The sequence below is a fragment of the Aequorivita flava genome (assembly GCF_038742595.1).
GTDB classification, from domain to species: Bacteria; Bacteroidota; Bacteroidia; order Flavobacteriales; family Flavobacteriaceae; genus Aequorivita; species Aequorivita marisscotiae.
The window spans coordinates 124160-139657 of record NZ_JBANCF010000001.1 but is presented as its reverse complement, the minus strand read 5'-3'; the positions used below and the strand labels follow the sequence as shown (position 1 = coordinate 139657).

Sequence of the window (15498 nt, the reverse complement as noted above, 5' to 3'; positions counted from 1 at the left end):
GGATTATAAAATGCATTTTATAAATTCTCAGTTATCCCTGTTGCTCAAAACCCTCAAAACTACTAATGACTATGCCCACCGCCGCCTTCTTCTTGTAATAGTACAAAGGCTCCCTTGGTTATAAATTTGCTATTGGCATTCAGCTTATCTATAGTTTCAATGGCTGTAAATCCGTTGTAGGTAGGTCCCGTTTTTACCGCAAGGGGATGGATTTCAAATTCGGCTTCGGTTTCATTTTCTATCAGTAATAGGTAGTTCTTCCCATCCATTGCAACCACAGCATTTTCTGGCAGGGCCATTCGTTTTTCAACTCCTGTAACAATATGTGCGTCCACAAACATTCCAGCGGTAAAATTGCTTTCGTCCTCTTCGGCTATATGGCCGTGAACCAACGACGTACGGCTGTTCGCATCTATTGAAGTTCCTATTAAATGCACCACCCCACTAAACGTATCGTCCGAGGCCTCGGGCACCGTAAATTGAATTTCCTGCTCCTCTTTTAATTGCAGCAGATCCTTTTCAAAAACCTTTAATTCTAAGTGAATATGGTCCGTGTTTATAATTTCCATAATCTTATCGGCGGGCGAAACATAGGTTCCCGTATTCACAAAAACTTGGGTTACGCTCCCTTCAATCGGACTGTAAATATGCGTTTGCGAAACAATAGTCCCAGCCGCCACGGCCGCGGGATTAATATTCAGCATTTGTAAATTCTTTTCTAGGCTATTGCTTCGTGCCAAAGCCGTTTTATAGTCACTTTCGGCCCTTAAAAAACTTTTCTGCGACGTAATTTTTTCGGCCAACATAATTTTTTGCCGTTCGTATTCCGAATTTAAATACGAAAGCTGGGCCACGGTTTCCATATAGTTTTGCTGCATTGTAATAAACTCCGGATTTTCAATGGTTACCAACCGCTGTCCTTTGGCAACCTTACTGCCAACCAACAAAGGAGCGTTTTTAATATATCCGCCCGCAAAAGCACTCACCACCGCCCTACTCTGTGGCGGTACGTCAATCATCCCGCTGCTTTGTATTGTTGTGGCAAAAGGTTTTTCGGTAAGCTGCCCAATCTCCATATTGGCGTTTTTAAACTGTGCTTTTGAAAGGTGAATAAGGTCATCCTTTTCCTCTGAAGCGGCTAATGACGAACTTTCAGTTTCTGAATTGTTGCAACCTGCCAAAACGAAAATGGAAAGCAACAAAAGTGATTTTATATAATTCATAACATTTTTTTTAAAGTGTTAAATAATTGAAAGCGATAACCGCCTGGTTGTAGTTGTTTAGATTTTCTAAATGTTGCAATTCAATTTCGTAAGCGTTTTCAAGACTTTGGATATATTGAAAGAAATCTATTTCGCCGTTTTTAAAACCGATGTCTGCGGTTTTTAATATTTCCTCCGAAAGCGATTTTCCCTCGCCTTCGTAATATTGAAGCACCTCTCTGTATTTTGTCACCGTTTTTAGCAATTGCACCCTTTTCGATTTTAAGTGAATTTCATAATCCTTCGCCTCTTGTTTACTGAATTCCGCTGCAATTTTGGACGCCTTTATCTTGGAAGCATTTCCGCTAAACAACAACGGAATCTTAAGCCCAACTTGATAGGCGTATAAATTTTGGCTCAAGCCCGAATTGCTTCCCAACGAATAGGAAAAACTTATATCCGGCAGTAAGTGCTGCTTTTCGAGTTTTTCCTTGGCTTCAAAAAATTCGTTCCTATCCCGATAATACGCTAAGGCGGGATGTGCCTCTAAAGTAGGTAGCAAAAGCTGTACTTTTTCTAATCCCACATCGGCAATCTGCAAACTGTCTGTTGTCTGTACCAACATTTTTAGACGCTCCAGTGCAATCTGCACGCCTTCCCTACTCTTCTGATAATCGGTTTGCAACTGTTTCTGCTTGGCACGGGCAGTAATTTTCTCCAAATAATTGGTCTCCCCAAGTTCAAAACGACGCTGGGCGGCATGGGCAAAATTTACATATAAGCTGTCTAAACTTTTGTAAACCCCTTCCTTGTATTTTTCAAATTGATACTGATAATACGCAGCCGCAACCAATCCTTCTGTTTTGCGTTTTTGAAGTTCCAACGTACTCGTCTGCATTTTATACTGCTGTTTATTTACATTCCGTTCGGCAAAATAAACCGTGGGAAACAGAAAGCTTTGCTCCACTCCAAAAACTTCCAGCGGCTCATTATTGGGCCCCAAATCATTTTCGTTAAATTCATAAAATACGGTAGTTTTTTCGAAGTTAAAAGCACTGCCTATTAGGGCATCGGCCTCTTCTACTTTTAGGGAAGCCGCTTTTAACCCGGCGTTATTCGTCAATGCCATTTGTTGTAAATCTGTCAAGGATTTAGGAGACTCCTGCGAAATTCCCGAAAAACCAAGCAGCAAAATAACTGCCGTTATAGGTAGGGCTTTCTTCTTCAATCTTTTGGGTTTTGTAGTTTTATCCGAATCAAAAATTGAATACAGCACCGGTAAAACAATTAATGTTAAAACAGTAGCCGTTATTAAACCCCCGATAACCACAGTAGCTAACGGCCTTTGTATTTCGGCCCCGGCATTGGTTGAAATTGCCATAGGTAAAAACCCGAGTGCCGCAGCCGATGCAGTGAGCAAAACCGCACGCAACCGGTCTTTGGTACCTTGTACAATACGTTCCGTTGTGTTGTTCATACCTTCCTTTTTAAGTTCTTTAAAGTGTTCTATCAATACTATTCCGTTGAGGACGGCAATTCCAAAGAGCGCTATAAACCCAACTCCCGCCGAAATACTAAATGGCATGTCGCGCAGCCATAACAGCAAAACACCTCCCACCGCCGCTAGCGGAATAGCAGAGTATATCATCAATGCTTCCTTTACAGATTTAAAGGCGAAATAAAGCAGTACAAAAATTAATAGTAGGGCCACGGGAACCGCCACCAAAAGTCGCTCTTTAGCACTTTGTAGGTTTTCAAATTGCCCGCCGTAATCAATGGTGTAGCCCACAGGCAGTTTTATATTATCGTCTATTAACTTTTGTACCTCATCCACCACACTCTGTAAATCGCGGCTTCGCACGTTTATTCCTACTACAATCCTGCGTTTGGTGTCGTCGCGTGAAATCTGTGCTGCCCCTTTAGCATACTGTATGTCCGCAAGTTCGCGCAGAGGTACTTTTTCCCCGGAAGGGGTATCAACATACATATTTTGCAAATTTGAAAGATCGCGACGGTGGTTTTCGTCCAATCGCACTACCAAATCAAAACGCTTTTCCCCCTCAAAAATGCTGCCCACAGATTTTCCTGCAAATCCCATGGCTATCATTTCATTTAAATCCTTGATATTTAATCCGTAGCGCGCAATTTTGGCTCGCTTAAAATTCACGTTCATCTCTGGCAAGCCCGCCACTTTTTCAACTATAATATCATCTACCCCCGCCACATTCTCAACGAGATTCTTTATTTCGTTGCCCTTGCTGCTCAAAACATCTAAATCCTCCCCAAATATTTTAATGGCTATATCGGCGCGAACTCCCGTAATTAGCTCATTAAAGCGCATCTCAATTGGTTGGGTAAATTCTACTTCCATCCCGGGAATTATCGCCAAGGCTTCCTTAAACTTTTCTGCCAATTCATTTTTACTCTTGGCAGTAACCCAATCCTTTTTGGGTTTTAAAGTAATTATAACATCGCTTTCTTCCATAGACATAGGATCCGTAGGTACTTCGGCGGCGCCAATCCGGCTAACCACCTGATCTACCTCGGGAAAATTATCAAGTAATATATTTTCAATTTGCGTTGTAATGGCAATCGTATTACTGAGGGACGTCCCCGTTTTTAGAACGGGTTGGATTACAAAATCGCCCTCATCCAGCGTAGGGATAAACTCCCCGCCCATAGTTGTAAAAAGGTAAACGGTGGCAGCTAGTATAAGCCCCGCTGCAACCAAGACCAATTTTCGTGCGCCCAAAGCCCAGCGAATAATTGGCTCGTAAAATCGGCTTAAAGCCCCCATCAAACGAACGGAAATATTATTTTTTGAAGCTGAAACAGGGCGTAAAAACACGGCGGCAGCTACCGGTACATAGGTAAAGCAAAGCAACATAGCTCCTATTAATGCGAAGCTAAAGGTCTGCGCCATAGGGATAAACATTTTTCCTTCTACCCCGCTGAGCGAAAGAATGGGGATAAATACAATTAAAATAATCAACTGCCCAAAGATGGCGGAATTCATCATTTTTGAAGAACTCTTTACAGTGAGCTCATCTTTTGCCCCTTGCCTTTCAGCAGCTGGCAGCGCGTTTAACTTTAACGAATTGGAACTGATTTTAAAAGCTACAAATTCAACGATAATCACGGCGCCGTCTATGATAATTCCGAAGTCTATTGCGCCCATGCTCATCAAATTGGCATCTACCCCAAAAAGGTACATCATAGAAAGCGTAAAGAGTAACGACAACGGTATTACCGAAGCCACTACCAAGCCCGAACGAAAATTCCCCAATAATAGCACCACCACAAAAATTACGATAAGCACCCCGAGAATCAGGTTTTCGGCAATGGTAAAAGTGGTTTTTTCAATTAGCACACTCCGGTCTAAAAACGGATTTATATAAATCCCTTCTGGCAGCGTTTCCGCAATTTCGGCAACCCGCTCTTGTACCGCTTTAATTACTTCGTTTGAGTTGCCATCCTTGAGCATCATAACCTGCCCGAGAATCTTTTCGCCTTCCCCATTTCCTGTAATTGCTCCAAACCGCGGCGCACTGCCAAATTGTACTTTCGCGATATCCTTCACATAAATAGGGAAACCGTTTTCACTCTTTACCACTATATTTTCAATATCCGCCAAAGTGTTAATTAAACCTTCACCCCGAATAAAATAGGCTTGGTTCTCCTTTTCAATATAACCCCCGCCAGACACGCTGTTGTTTTTTTCCAAAGCGGTAAATATTTCAGAAGCCGTAATATTCATGGCCGCCAGCTTTTGGGTATTTATGGCTACCTCGTACTGTTTTAGATGGCCGCCCCAAGTATTGACCTCCACCACCCCCGGAATTCCCGAGAGTTGCCTTTTAATTATCCAATCCTGAATGGTTCGCAGCTCGGTGATTGAATAATTGTCCTTAAACTCCGGTTTTACATCGAGTATATATTGGTAAATTTCGCCCAAGCCCGTAGTAATGGGACCCATTTGCGGCGAACCGAAGCCTTCGGGAATATTTTCGGCGGCCGATTTAATCTTTTCGGCAATAAGCTGCCGCGGTAAATAGGTGCCCATTTCTTCCTCAAAGACTATGGTAACCACCGAAAGTCCAAATTTGGAAACAGAACGAATTTCAACCACCCCCGGCAAATTGGCCATTTCCAACTCCACGGGATAGGTTATAAACTGCTCCATATCTTGGGTAGAAAGATTGCGGGAAGTGGTAATTACCTGCACCTGATTGTTGGTAACATCGGGTACGGCTCCAATGGATAACTGCGTTAGCGAAAACACGCCAAAGCCTATCAACAAAAGGGTAAACAGCCCAATAATGAGCTTGTTGTTTATACTGAATTGAATAATTTTAGAAAGCATAACTAAATTGATCTTTGAATTTTAACAGCGAAACCTGTAAAAAATGAAACAATGGAATTCATTAAAGCCATCCCAAATCATGGGATAGAATTAACCCGACCGCAATAAATTTTGGAAATAGTATTTCCAAAAACGGTCTATTTAGTTATGCAGATTTTGGAGGTTGGAAAATAGAAACTCTCTCCAAGGAAGAATATAGGTTTAAATAGTAAAAAGTGTGGCTGTGGTTTAAGGGAATCTCTCCTCTTAAAATTGAAATTTCATAAGGAAAAACCACTACATCGGTACTTAAGTGATGGCAGGATGCATGTTGAAAAGGCAACTCCTCATGTTCCTGCTTTTCCTCTTTGTGATTTTTTTCGTGCTCAGATTTTAACGACCCGTAATGCTTTTCAAAGAAAGTGAGAAAATCATCGCCGTAATTTTCGGAGTGATATTCGGCATGTTCCATAAAATGCCCCAATAGTAAAATATCGTTTACGCCAATCCCCACGCTTTGAAATAAAACGAGGAAAGAAAGCGATATGGCGATTATAGTTTTCACTAGTTCCAAAAATATGAAATCTATTTCAATCGGTTTATGATAGTTGTCAATTTTATATATTAAATAGAACCGACAAGCTTAAAAACCACTATTTTAAAATTCCGAATAAATCCTTAAATTCGCATAAACACCCTACGCTCATGATAGTTCACGATTTCAGCAAACAGAATTCCCTCCTCAATCAATACATCCGCGAGATGCGCGATGTTACCATCCAAAAAGATTACCTGCGTTTTAGAAAAAATGTAGAACGCGTGGGCGAACTGCTGGCTTACGAAATGAGCAAGAGCTTGCCCTACCAAACAACCACCGTAAAAACTCCCCTTGGCTCTAAGGAAGTATCTGTACCAAATGCCGATATAGTGCTCTGTTCCGTATTACGCGCAGGATTGCCATTGCACCAAGGTATCCTCAATGTGTTTGATGGGGTTGAAAATGCTTTTATCTCTGCCTATAGGCATCACCCAAATGGAGCAGACGATTTTGAAGTACAGGTAGAGTATCTCGCCTCCCCGTCTATTGAAGGAAAAACACTAATCCTTGCAGATCCCATGCTGGCAACCGGACGTACGTTTGAAAATGTATTGCGCGCCCTAAAAACGCACGGTATTCCAAAGAAAATTCATTTAATATCCATTATCGGCGCCAAAGCGGGAATCTTTTTGGCCGATACTGTTTTCCCTTCAGATACCGAACTGTGGATTGCAGCGGTGGACAACCAATTAAACGAACGTGGCTATATTGTTCCCGGCCTGGGCGATGCCGGCGATCTTTGCTATGGCCCACGCCTCGATGGGAATAATGATTAGTGATTCTGAAATTAGCTTCAGAACTTTATACGCCCTTCGGCGGAAATATACTTACTTACTTTCTTGTGCAGCTTCGTGAGCCTAGCTAAATATAACTAACAACCTATGTTTTCACCATAAAAAACGATGGCTTACAACCCGGGGAAAAACCGTCCCGATTTCCTTTTATATTCCAAATAACCTGGAAATATAGCTGCTAAACGCCTCTCTTCGTATTTGGATTTAAAGTAAAATAAAACTATTAGCAGTAATGTTATCAATAATTTATATCCCGAGTCGGCAATAATGGCAAACCCAAAAAAAGCTATCATAATTCCTGTATATATCGGGTGCCTGATAAATTTATAAACTCCCGTAACTATCAGTTTTGATCCGGGTAGCGGACTCGGAAAAGGCGATAGATGCACATTGAGTTGTAAAACGGCAATTAGCGTAGTTAACGCCCCTAAAATTAGCAGTAGCACCCCAATCCAAAACAACCATTCTGGAAAGTAAATGCGCATTGACCCAACATCAAACACAAATGCCACAAACAAAACAAATTGTAGCAAAACAAATACTATATCTGCAATTGGAATTCTCAAGGATGCATTTTTAAATTATTACCGAATATAACCACTTTTAGGAATTTGTCCCGCTAATACAATCCAGCTTTTGTATTAATTATTCTATTTGTTCTCCCCTTTTTTTAAAATTTATAAATAGTTCATTCCCCGCACGGGGCATAACGGAATTATAAGCTGTTTCCATTATTTGTATCTTGAATCTTTCGGAAAAAAGATTTTTATATTCAGCTTTATTCCCGCCAAACGGAGGCTTGTCATTATTCAAAGGAATATTAAAAAGAAGTCCGACTAATTTCCCTTCCGGCTTTAGAAGCTGATGCATTTTAGTTACGTAATCCTCCCGCAGCACAGGCTGCAAAGCACAAAAGAACGTCTGTTCCAAAATAAGGTCAAAGCTGTCTTCCAAGTCGAAAAAGTCTGCGTGCAATAAATTTTCCTTTGGAAATGATGGTAGCCGTTTGGCCAGATTCCGTAACGGAATAGACGAAATATCTACCACAAAAACATTGGTAAACCCGTTGTTAAAAAGATATTCCGCTTCATACGAATTACCGCCGCCGGGAATTAATATCTTCAAACTTTTATCTTCTAATTGATCAATGTATTCCTTAATAGGGGTGGAAACGTAGCCAATATCCCAACCCGTCTCCCCACTGAGGTATTTGTGGTTCCAAAAAGTTTCGTAGAAGTTCATGTGTTATTTTTTAAATCGAATACTCCAAATACCACGCACTTCATTTTCGCCATAACCAGTAGCTTTATCCTTCGGGTACAGCTCCTGAATTTTTGCTAAGGTGAGCGATTCCAATTCCTTTCCGGGGGTGCCATGACATTTTAAACACATACTGTTGGTAACAATAGGATAATAAAATTCAGTTTCCATGTTTTTTTCCACCAGTATAGGATTCACTTCTTCACCGGCCGCCACTTGCTTTTTAAAGTTTTCTATATATTTCAATTCGGAAGCGTTCGCCGCATTTAGCGCATTTCGCGTTTTGTCGGTAACGCGTTTAATATGCGCTTTGTGTACCGTAGCCATACTGTCGGTTATTGGCAGGGCCTGTATATTACAAAAATCCAGGGCGGCAATCACGCCATTTTTTTGAATCTGCCCCATCAGGTTTTTTCCCAATGCGGCCTTGGTGGTCTGCGCCATCTGCATCCCGCGTTCCTGTAAAGTAGGTTCGGTATTGTTTTGGCCCTTACCACTGTGCTTTCCTTTCCCCATTCCACGCCCCATTTTGCCTTTCATTTGCGGACGGTCGCCGTGCATTTTTTTATAATGCCCCCGAAACCATTCTGGTTCTTCAATTTCACTATCGAACATATAATCGGCAATCTGGCGAATGGTATTTTCAGGGTAGAATTGATAGGGCATCAATCCAAATTTCTTAATCGCCCCAGGCATTTTTGATGTTTCCTCCGAAGGATTTTTAGCCCATGCAACCATCGCTTCTATAAATTCTTCTTTTGAAATATCCTCAGAAATATAATGCAACTTTACCGCTATCATTGGCGGGGCAATCATAGCATCTTCGGCCGTTTTGGGATTGTGGCAAACATAGCAATTGTTCTCCATCAGTTTTTTTCCGGGATGTTCTTGAAACCCCACTGTAGTATCATCCCCCGCATTTTCAGCAATGGCCAAATATTCATTGCGCGTATTGGTATTACAGGCCGTAAAAAGCGTAATTAAAAAAAGTATAGCCAAAAATTTCATATAATTAATTTAGTTGTGTCAACACTTCAAAAATAGATGGTATCAACCTATTGTGCAGTAACAAAAGTTACACATCGCAGCCTATTCAACTTAAAAAAATATCGCCCCGACTGTTACAGTGAAACTATTTTAATACTGTTCCGGTTTAGTTCAATCTTGCCCATCGTCTCCAGTTTTTTCAACAGACGCGATACCACTACCCGCGAAGTGTGCAGCTCATAGGCAATTTCTTGATGGGTAGAATTAATCACCGAATCATTGGTTACCTTTTTTTTGTTCTGTAGATATTTCACCAAACGCTCATCCATATTGTAAAACGCAATACTGTCAATGGTTTCCAGCATTTCCGTTAAGCGCTCATGGTAACTCTGAAAAACGAAATTGCGCCAACTTTTATACTTTCCCGTCCACTCTTCCATTTTTTGTATAGGGATCATAACCAGCGTTGTATCGAGTTCTGCAATAGCGCGAATTTCGCTTTTGGTCTGCCCTAAACAGCAGGTCAAGGTCATAGCGCAGGTATCGCCACGCTCCAAAAAATAAAGCAAGAGTTCATCGCCATCCTCATCTTCCCTTAATATTTTTATCGCTCCGGAAATCAATAAGGGCATAGAGCGAACGTATTCGCCAATTTCAATAAGTTTTTCACCTTCCTTTGCTTCCTTTAAAGTGCCAACTTGGTTTATTTCGGCAATTAAGGCATCCTCAAATATATGGGTGAAATTTTCTTTTAAATCCGTGAGCATGAATCAATTTTTTAAACTGTTTTTTCAAGACGAAAATACCAAATTTTAATCACTTTTCCTTGGCTGCCCGTCTCTCCTGTCGCTCCAGTTTTCTGAAATACCATTCAATATTAAAATCATTTGTTTCGTAAAAAAGCAATCTATTGGAGTTTAATAGTTTACATTCTAAAAAGTATCTATAAATTCTTGCCGCGATTATTTTCCTGATTCCACATATTTACAATAATTTTCAGAAATTTGTTAGCTAAATTGATACAATGACGAATTTGGGATTGGTTCTTTCCGGGGGTGGCGCACGGGGTGCCGCACATATAGGCGCATTAAAAGCCTTTAAAGAAGTAGGTATTTCGCCTACCCATATTTCGGGAACAAGCGTTGGTGCTATTGTTGGCGCCCTCTATGCCGCCGGTATTCCCTGGGCAGAAATATTGCGTTTTTTTAAAAGCACCTCTATTTTTCACGCTAAACGATTCGCCTTTAATAAACCGGGCTTTTTAGATACCGAAAAATTTTATGACGATTTAAAAGTACTCCTTCCAGCAGATAATTTTGATGCCTTGAAAAAACCATTGTTTATTACTGCCACAAACATAATAACCGGAAAGTTGAAGATTTTTAGCAAAGGCCAACTTATAAAACCGGTTATAGCTTCAGCTTCCTTTCCCGGCGTTTTTACGCCTACCGAAATAAACGGATCACACTACATAGACGGGGGAATATTAAACAACTTTCCCGTAGAACCTCTTCAAAAAAACTGCGATAAAATCATAGGCGTGTATATAAACTCTATAAAAAAGGTAAGTATAAAAGATTTAAAATACTCGTATTCCGTTGCCGATAGAGCGCTTAAAATTAGAGCAGAAGCCGACTCGGTTGCAAAGTTTGAAATGTGCGACTTGGTGATTGCTCCAAAAAATCTAGGCGAATTTGGCGTGTTTGGATTGAATAATACCGATGTTATTTTTGAAATGGGCTATAACGCCACAATTAAAGCCATTAAAGAGAACATAAATGATTTTAAAAATTGACAATTACTTTATTTTAAGCTGTATTGGGCAATGGTCCGAGCCATAATAGTTTGCCAATATGGCTATATCTTCAACCTTAGCCAACAATTGATCGCTTACCAAAAAATAATCCAGACGCCACCCTGTATTGCGTTCCCTTGCTTTAAATCTATAGCTCCAATAGGTGTAGGCAACTGTATCGGGGTTAAAATGCCTATAGGTATCCACAAAACCAGCATCCAGCAAATTGTCCATCCCATCAATTTCAATTTGGGTATAGCCAGCGGTTTTGTTGTAATTAGATTTGTCGTTTTTCAGATCAATAGGGCGATGCGCTACGTTTAAATCGCCACATAGAATTACAGCTTTTGTTTCCTCAAGATTTTTAAGATACTTTTTAAAATCCGTGTCCCAACCTTGCCTGTAATCCAAACGTTCCAGTTTCTGTCCGGAATTGGGCACATATACATTCACCAAAAAGAAATCGGCAAATTCCAAACAAATTACCCGGCCTTCATTGTCGTGTTCCGCCACACCCATATCATAGGTTACGGCAATAGGCTCTTCTTTACTCAAAACCGCCACTCCAGAATACCCCTTTCTTTCAGCAGAATTGTAATATTGATTATAGCCGGCAATTTTAGATAAAGCCTTCGCAACCTCGCTATCCTGTGCCTTCGTTTCCTGTAAGCACAGTACATCGGGATCCAATTTTGCAAAATCTTCAAAAAAATCCTTTTTGGTTATGGCTCTAATACCGTTTATGTTCCAGGAGATAATTTTCATTTCTATATGTGTTTGTTATACCGCAAAATGGAACGCCCATCCCGACGGCATTTATTGTCTTCAATTAAGTTGCATATTTTGCTCAAACTACAACGGAATATTCCCGTGCTTGCGGTTCGGCTTCGGCACATCCTTGGTCTCCAACATGGCAAAAGCCTTTAACAGCTTTCTGCGGGTTTCCCGCGGTTGGATTACCTCATCTATAAATCCGCGTTGTGCGGCCTTAAACGGATTGGCAAATTTCTCAGCGTATTCAGCTTCCTTTTCGGAGAGTTTCAGCTCCGGATTTGAAGCAGCGGCGATTTCCTTTCTAAAGATAATCTCACTGGCTCCCTTTGCCCCCATTACCGCAATCTCGGCAGTGGGCCAAGCGTAATTCATATCTGCGCCAATGTGCTTGCTGTTCATTACATCATAGGCTCCCCCGTAGGCTTTGCGGGTAATAACGGTAACTCTCGGAACAGTCGCTTCACTTAAAGCATACAATAATTTGGCACCATTCAAAATAATACCGTTCCATTCCTGATCGGTGCCCGGAAGAAAGCCCGGCACATCTACCAAAACCAACAGTGGAATATTAAAACAATCGCAGAAACGCGTAAAACGAGCTCCTTTTTTTGAACTATCCACATCCAATACTCCCGCCAAACTCATCGGTTGGTTTGCAACTATACCTATGCTTCTGCCGCCAAGCCGCGCAAATCCAATAATTATATTATCGGCGTAGTCCTTGTGTACTTCAAAAAAGGAATCCGCATCAATTATCCCCTTAATTACGTCGTGCATATCGTAAGGTTTGTTTGCGGAATCCGGGACAATAGTTTCCAGTTCATCCCGAAATTCGTCACCAACTTCAAAAGGAAGTTTATCAGTAATGGTTTTGTTGTTCTGTGGAAGGTAGCTGAGCAAGGTTTTAATCTGTTCCAAACACACAATATCGTTTGCCGCGGTAAAATGCGTCACTCCGCTTTTGGTAGCATGGGTTCGTGCCCCGCCCAATTCTTCGGAAGTAACATTTTCATTGGTTACCGTTTTTACAACGTTCGGCCCCGTAACAAACATATAACTGCTGTCCTGCACCATTAAAGTGAAATCGGTCATCGCCGGCGAATACACGGCCCCACCAGCACAGGGTCCCATTATTGCCGAAATCTGCGGCACCACACCCGAAGCTTGTACATTTCTATAAAAAATATCGGCATAGCCGCCCAAAGATCGTACGCCTTCCTGAATGCGAGCCCCACCCGAATCGTTTAAACCAATTACCGGCGCGCCAACGCTTACCGCGTGATCCATAATTTTACAAATCTTCTCGGCATGTGTTTCTGAAAGTGCGCCCCCAAAAACCGTAAAATCCTGTGCAAAAACATACACCAAACGCCCGTTAATGGTGCCGTAACCAGTAACCACCCCATCGCCGTAATACACTTCTTTTTGCATATCAAAGTCGGTGGTTCTGTGGGTTACAAGTATGCCCATCTCTTCAAAAGAGCCTTCGTCTAAAAGATATTCCACGCGCTCGCGAGCGGTGAGTTTTTTCTTTTCGTGTTGTTTTGCAATGCGTTTTTCGCCGCCGCCCATTTTGGCTTCGGAAAGTATTTCTTGCAGTTTTTTATTGTTGTCGGTCATTCTTTTAATATTTTTTCTCTGAGTCCTCTGCCGCTTTGCGGTAAAAAATGCACCGTGGAGGCGCGGAGTGCGCAAAGGATTTATTTTGGCAATCTGAGTTTCTCTGTATCTTTTAAATAGTGTTTTAATGCGAAAAGTGCAGCTACTCTAGCTTCCTCTTCATTGATGGCTTGAAGCTTTTCTTCGGAATAGTATTTCTTTACAAAATTGGTGTCGAAATTTCCGCTTCGGAAAGCCTCGTGCTCAAAAACAAATTTTCCGAAGGGCAGCGTGGTACTAACCCCTTCAACGTTGTAATCTGCAATAGCTTTTAACATAGTTTGCATGGCTTCGTTTCGCGTTTTACCGTAGGTTATAAGTTTTGAGAGCATAGGGTCGTATTGGATGGGTACTTGCATTCCTTCGGTAAACCCATCGTCCACGCGAATATTCTTTCCGCTCGGTGGGCGATACACTTCCAGTTTGCCCACACTTGGCATAAAATTGTTTAACGGGTCTTCGGCATATACCCGCAGTTCAAAAGCGTGGCCCGTGATTTTTAGATCGTCCTGCGCAAAGGCAAGTTTTTCGTTATTGGCAATCCTTATTTGTTGCTCCACCAAATCGAGTTCCGTAATAAGTTCGGTAACGGGATGCTCTACTTGCAGCCGCGTATTCATTTCGAGGAAATAGAAATTGTGCTGCTCATCCAAAAGAAACTCTACCGTTCCCGCGCCCACATAATCGCAGGCCTTGGCAACCTTTACCGCTGCCTCGCCCATTTCTTTACGCAATTCTGGAGTTAACACTGATGATGGCGCTTCTTCCACCACTTTTTGGTGGCGCCGCTGAATGCTGCACTCGCGCTCAAAAAGATGTACCGTATTCCCAAAATTATCTGCTAAAACCTGGATTTCAATATGGCGGGGCGAAGTGACAAATTTTTCAATAAAAACCGAACCGTCGCCAAAGGCATTTTCGGCTTCGCTAATGGCGCGTTTCATTTGGTCTTCAAATTCCTTGGCGTTTTCAACAATGCGCATACCTTTTCCCCCACCGCCGGCAGAGGCTTTTATAAGAATTGGAAATCCAATTTCCTTTGCTATTTCCTTCGCTGCAGCAACATCTGTTATGGCTTCATCGGTGCCGGGAACCATTGGTATATTGTATTCCTTTACTGCATCTTTTGCAGCGAGCTTACTGCCCATAACGCGAATGGCGTGCGATTTAGGGCCGATAAAAATCATCCCACTTTTTTCAACGCTTTCGCCAAATTCGGCATTTTCACTCAAAAACCCGTAACCCGGATGAATGGCATCAACCTTTAATTCCTTGGCAACTTCTATAATTTTATCGCCCAAAAGATACGATTCGTTTGAAGGCGGCGGCCCAATGCAAACGGCTTCGTCGGCAAATTTTACGTGGGGCGCATTTCTATCGGCCTCCGAAAATACAGCCACGGTTTTAATACCCATATTCTGGGCGGTTTTCATTATGCGCAACGCTATTTCGCCACGGTTGGCAATCAATATTTTTTTAATCATTGTTTTCTAATTCAATTAGCAATTTCCCTTTATCTACCGTTTCGCCTTTGGAAATATTTACAGATTTTATAACGCCATCCCGCGGTGCAGTGAGGGTGTTTTCCATTTTCATCGCCTCCAAAACACAGAGGAAATCGCCTTTTTCAACTTTATCGCCTTCAGCTACATTTACCTCCAAAATAATGCCCGGCATAGGCGCGTGTATTTCATCTTCTACCGAAGCATTGCCCAACGAAAGCCCCATTTTAGTAATTAAAGCGTCCAGTTCATTTTCAATTTTAACTTGAAAACGACTGCCGTTTATTGATAAAGTATATGTTTTTTTATGAAAATCTGCCGCGATCATTTCCACCGCAACCGACTTGTTTTTGTAGATAATGTTGGAAATTTTATTGTCCGAAATAACATCCAATGCTTCCAAATCTTTCGAATGCAGCGAAAACTCAAAGTTTTCATTTACAATCGCCTTAAATTTTTCTTTCATAAACAGAAATTTTGATAAAGGTAATATTTGTGGTACGATTATACCAATAGGAAATATTATAAATACGAAAGCTGGCTAAAAAGTAGGCTTTATTACAAACTTGCGCGATACTTTTTAAC

Annotated in this window: 13 protein-coding genes; 2 read left to right on the top strand and 11 right to left on the bottom strand. The window is 41.5% G+C overall.

The window, feature by feature from the left end; genetic code table 11:
* Positions 1-62: 62 nt before the first annotated feature.
* The 3 genes from VZD24_RS00640 to VZD24_RS00630 form a co-directional block, all read right to left on the bottom strand.
* The gene (locus VZD24_RS00640) at positions 63-1223 is read right to left on the bottom strand and encodes an efflux RND transporter periplasmic adaptor subunit (protein WP_342686636.1); all 1161 of its coding nucleotides are present in this window, start codon (positions 1221-1223) and stop codon (positions 63-65) included.
* 10 nt (positions 1224-1233) lie between these two features.
* Positions 1234-5565 carry a CusA/CzcA family heavy metal efflux RND transporter gene (locus VZD24_RS00635; protein ID WP_342686637.1) on the bottom strand — a complete coding sequence of 1444 codons (4332 nt, stop codon included), beginning with the start codon at positions 5563-5565 and terminating at the stop codon, positions 1234-1236.
* A gap of 145 nt (positions 5566-5710) precedes the next feature.
* On the bottom strand, positions 5711-6109 hold the full coding sequence (locus VZD24_RS00630; RefSeq protein WP_342686638.1) for a hypothetical protein: 399 nt from the start codon (positions 6107-6109) through the stop codon (positions 5711-5713).
* 140 nt (positions 6110-6249) lie between these two features.
* Here VZD24_RS00630 and upp point away from each other — a divergent pair, with 140 nt between their 5' ends.
* Positions 6250-6918 (top strand): uracil phosphoribosyltransferase, encoded by a 669-nt coding sequence (upp, locus tag VZD24_RS00625; RefSeq protein WP_279447485.1) that lies wholly within the window; start codon positions 6250-6252, stop codon positions 6916-6918.
* Between the two features lie 131 nt (positions 6919-7049).
* Here the strand turns inward: upp and VZD24_RS00620 are convergent, their stop codons facing one another.
* The 4 genes from VZD24_RS00620 to VZD24_RS00605 form a co-directional block, all read right to left on the bottom strand.
* The gene (locus VZD24_RS00620) at positions 7050-7502 is read right to left on the bottom strand and encodes a methyltransferase family protein (protein ID WP_279447484.1); all 453 of its coding nucleotides are present in this window, start codon (positions 7500-7502) and stop codon (positions 7050-7052) included.
* Positions 7503-7581: 79 nt separating this feature from the next.
* The gene (locus VZD24_RS00615) at positions 7582-8178 is read right to left on the bottom strand and encodes a methyltransferase domain-containing protein (RefSeq protein WP_342686639.1); all 597 of its coding nucleotides are present in this window, start codon (positions 8176-8178) and stop codon (positions 7582-7584) included.
* Positions 8179-8181: 3 nt separating this feature from the next.
* Positions 8182-9204: a c-type heme family protein gene (locus VZD24_RS00610; protein ID WP_342686640.1), complete on the bottom strand. Its 1023-nt coding sequence runs from the start codon at positions 9202-9204 to the stop codon at positions 8182-8184.
* 113 nt (positions 9205-9317) lie between these two features.
* On the bottom strand, positions 9318-9950 hold the full coding sequence (locus tag VZD24_RS00605) for a Crp/Fnr family transcriptional regulator (RefSeq protein ID WP_342686641.1): 633 nt from the start codon (positions 9948-9950) through the stop codon (positions 9318-9320).
* Positions 9951-10207: 257 nt separating this feature from the next.
* Between VZD24_RS00605 and VZD24_RS00600 the strand changes: the two genes are divergently transcribed.
* Entirely contained in the window at positions 10208-10978 is a 771-nt protein-coding gene (locus VZD24_RS00600) for a patatin-like phospholipase family protein (protein WP_342686642.1), read from the top strand.
* Positions 10979-10981: 3 nt separating this feature from the next.
* Here VZD24_RS00600 and VZD24_RS00595 read toward each other — a convergent pair whose 3' ends face one another.
* The 4 genes from VZD24_RS00595 to VZD24_RS00580 all read right to left on the bottom strand — a co-directional run bounded on the left by VZD24_RS00595 (position 10982) and on the right by VZD24_RS00580 (position 15379).
* On the bottom strand, positions 10982-11743 hold the full coding sequence (locus tag VZD24_RS00595; protein ID WP_342686643.1) for an exodeoxyribonuclease III: 762 nt from the start codon (positions 11741-11743) through the stop codon (positions 10982-10984).
* 87 nt (positions 11744-11830) lie between these two features.
* A complete protein-coding gene (locus VZD24_RS00590; protein ID WP_342686644.1) occupies positions 11831-13372 on the bottom strand; it encodes an acyl-CoA carboxylase subunit beta in 1542 nt (513 codons plus the stop codon).
* Between the two features lie 80 nt (positions 13373-13452).
* Positions 13453-14892 carry an acetyl-CoA carboxylase biotin carboxylase subunit gene (gene accC / locus VZD24_RS00585; RefSeq protein WP_342686713.1) on the bottom strand — a complete coding sequence of 480 codons (1440 nt, stop codon included), beginning with the start codon at positions 14890-14892 and terminating at the stop codon, positions 13453-13455.
* Positions 14888-15379, bottom strand: coding sequence for an acyl-CoA carboxylase biotin carboxyl carrier protein subunit (locus tag VZD24_RS00580; RefSeq protein WP_279447471.1), 492 nt, complete (start codon positions 15377-15379; stop codon positions 14888-14890). The genes accC and VZD24_RS00580 overlap by 5 nt, the downstream gene beginning before the upstream one ends.
* Positions 15380-15498: the final 119 nt, after the last annotated feature.

Excerpts from the sequence above, each read along its gene's own strand:
- VZD24_RS00640 (WP_342686636.1), bottom strand. The coding sequence starts at position 1,223 with ATGAATTATATAAAATCACTTTTGTTGCTTTCCATTTTCGTTTTGGCA.
- VZD24_RS00635 (WP_342686637.1), bottom strand. The coding sequence starts at position 5,565 with ATGCTTTCTAAAATTATTCAATTCAGTATAAACAACAAGCTCATTATT.
- upp (WP_279447485.1), top strand. The coding sequence starts at position 6,250 with ATGATAGTTCACGATTTCAGCAAACAGAATTCCCTCCTCAATCAATAC.
- VZD24_RS00615 (WP_342686639.1), bottom strand. The coding sequence starts at position 8,178 with ATGAACTTCTACGAAACTTTTTGGAACCACAAATACCTCAGTGGGGAG.
- VZD24_RS00610 (WP_342686640.1), bottom strand. The coding sequence starts at position 9,204 with ATGAAATTTTTGGCTATACTTTTTTTAATTACGCTTTTTACGGCCTGT.
- VZD24_RS00605 (WP_342686641.1), bottom strand. The coding sequence starts at position 9,950 with ATGCTCACGGATTTAAAAGAAAATTTCACCCATATATTTGAGGATGCC.
- VZD24_RS00600 (WP_342686642.1), top strand. The coding sequence starts at position 10,208 with ATGACGAATTTGGGATTGGTTCTTTCCGGGGGTGGCGCACGGGGTGCC.
- VZD24_RS00595 (WP_342686643.1), bottom strand. The coding sequence starts at position 11,743 with ATGAAAATTATCTCCTGGAACATAAACGGTATTAGAGCCATAACCAAA.
- VZD24_RS00590 (WP_342686644.1), bottom strand. The coding sequence starts at position 13,372 with ATGACCGACAACAATAAAAAACTGCAAGAAATACTTTCCGAAGCCAAA.
- VZD24_RS00580 (WP_279447471.1), bottom strand. The coding sequence starts at position 15,379 with ATGAAAGAAAAATTTAAGGCGATTGTAAATGAAAACTTTGAGTTTTCG.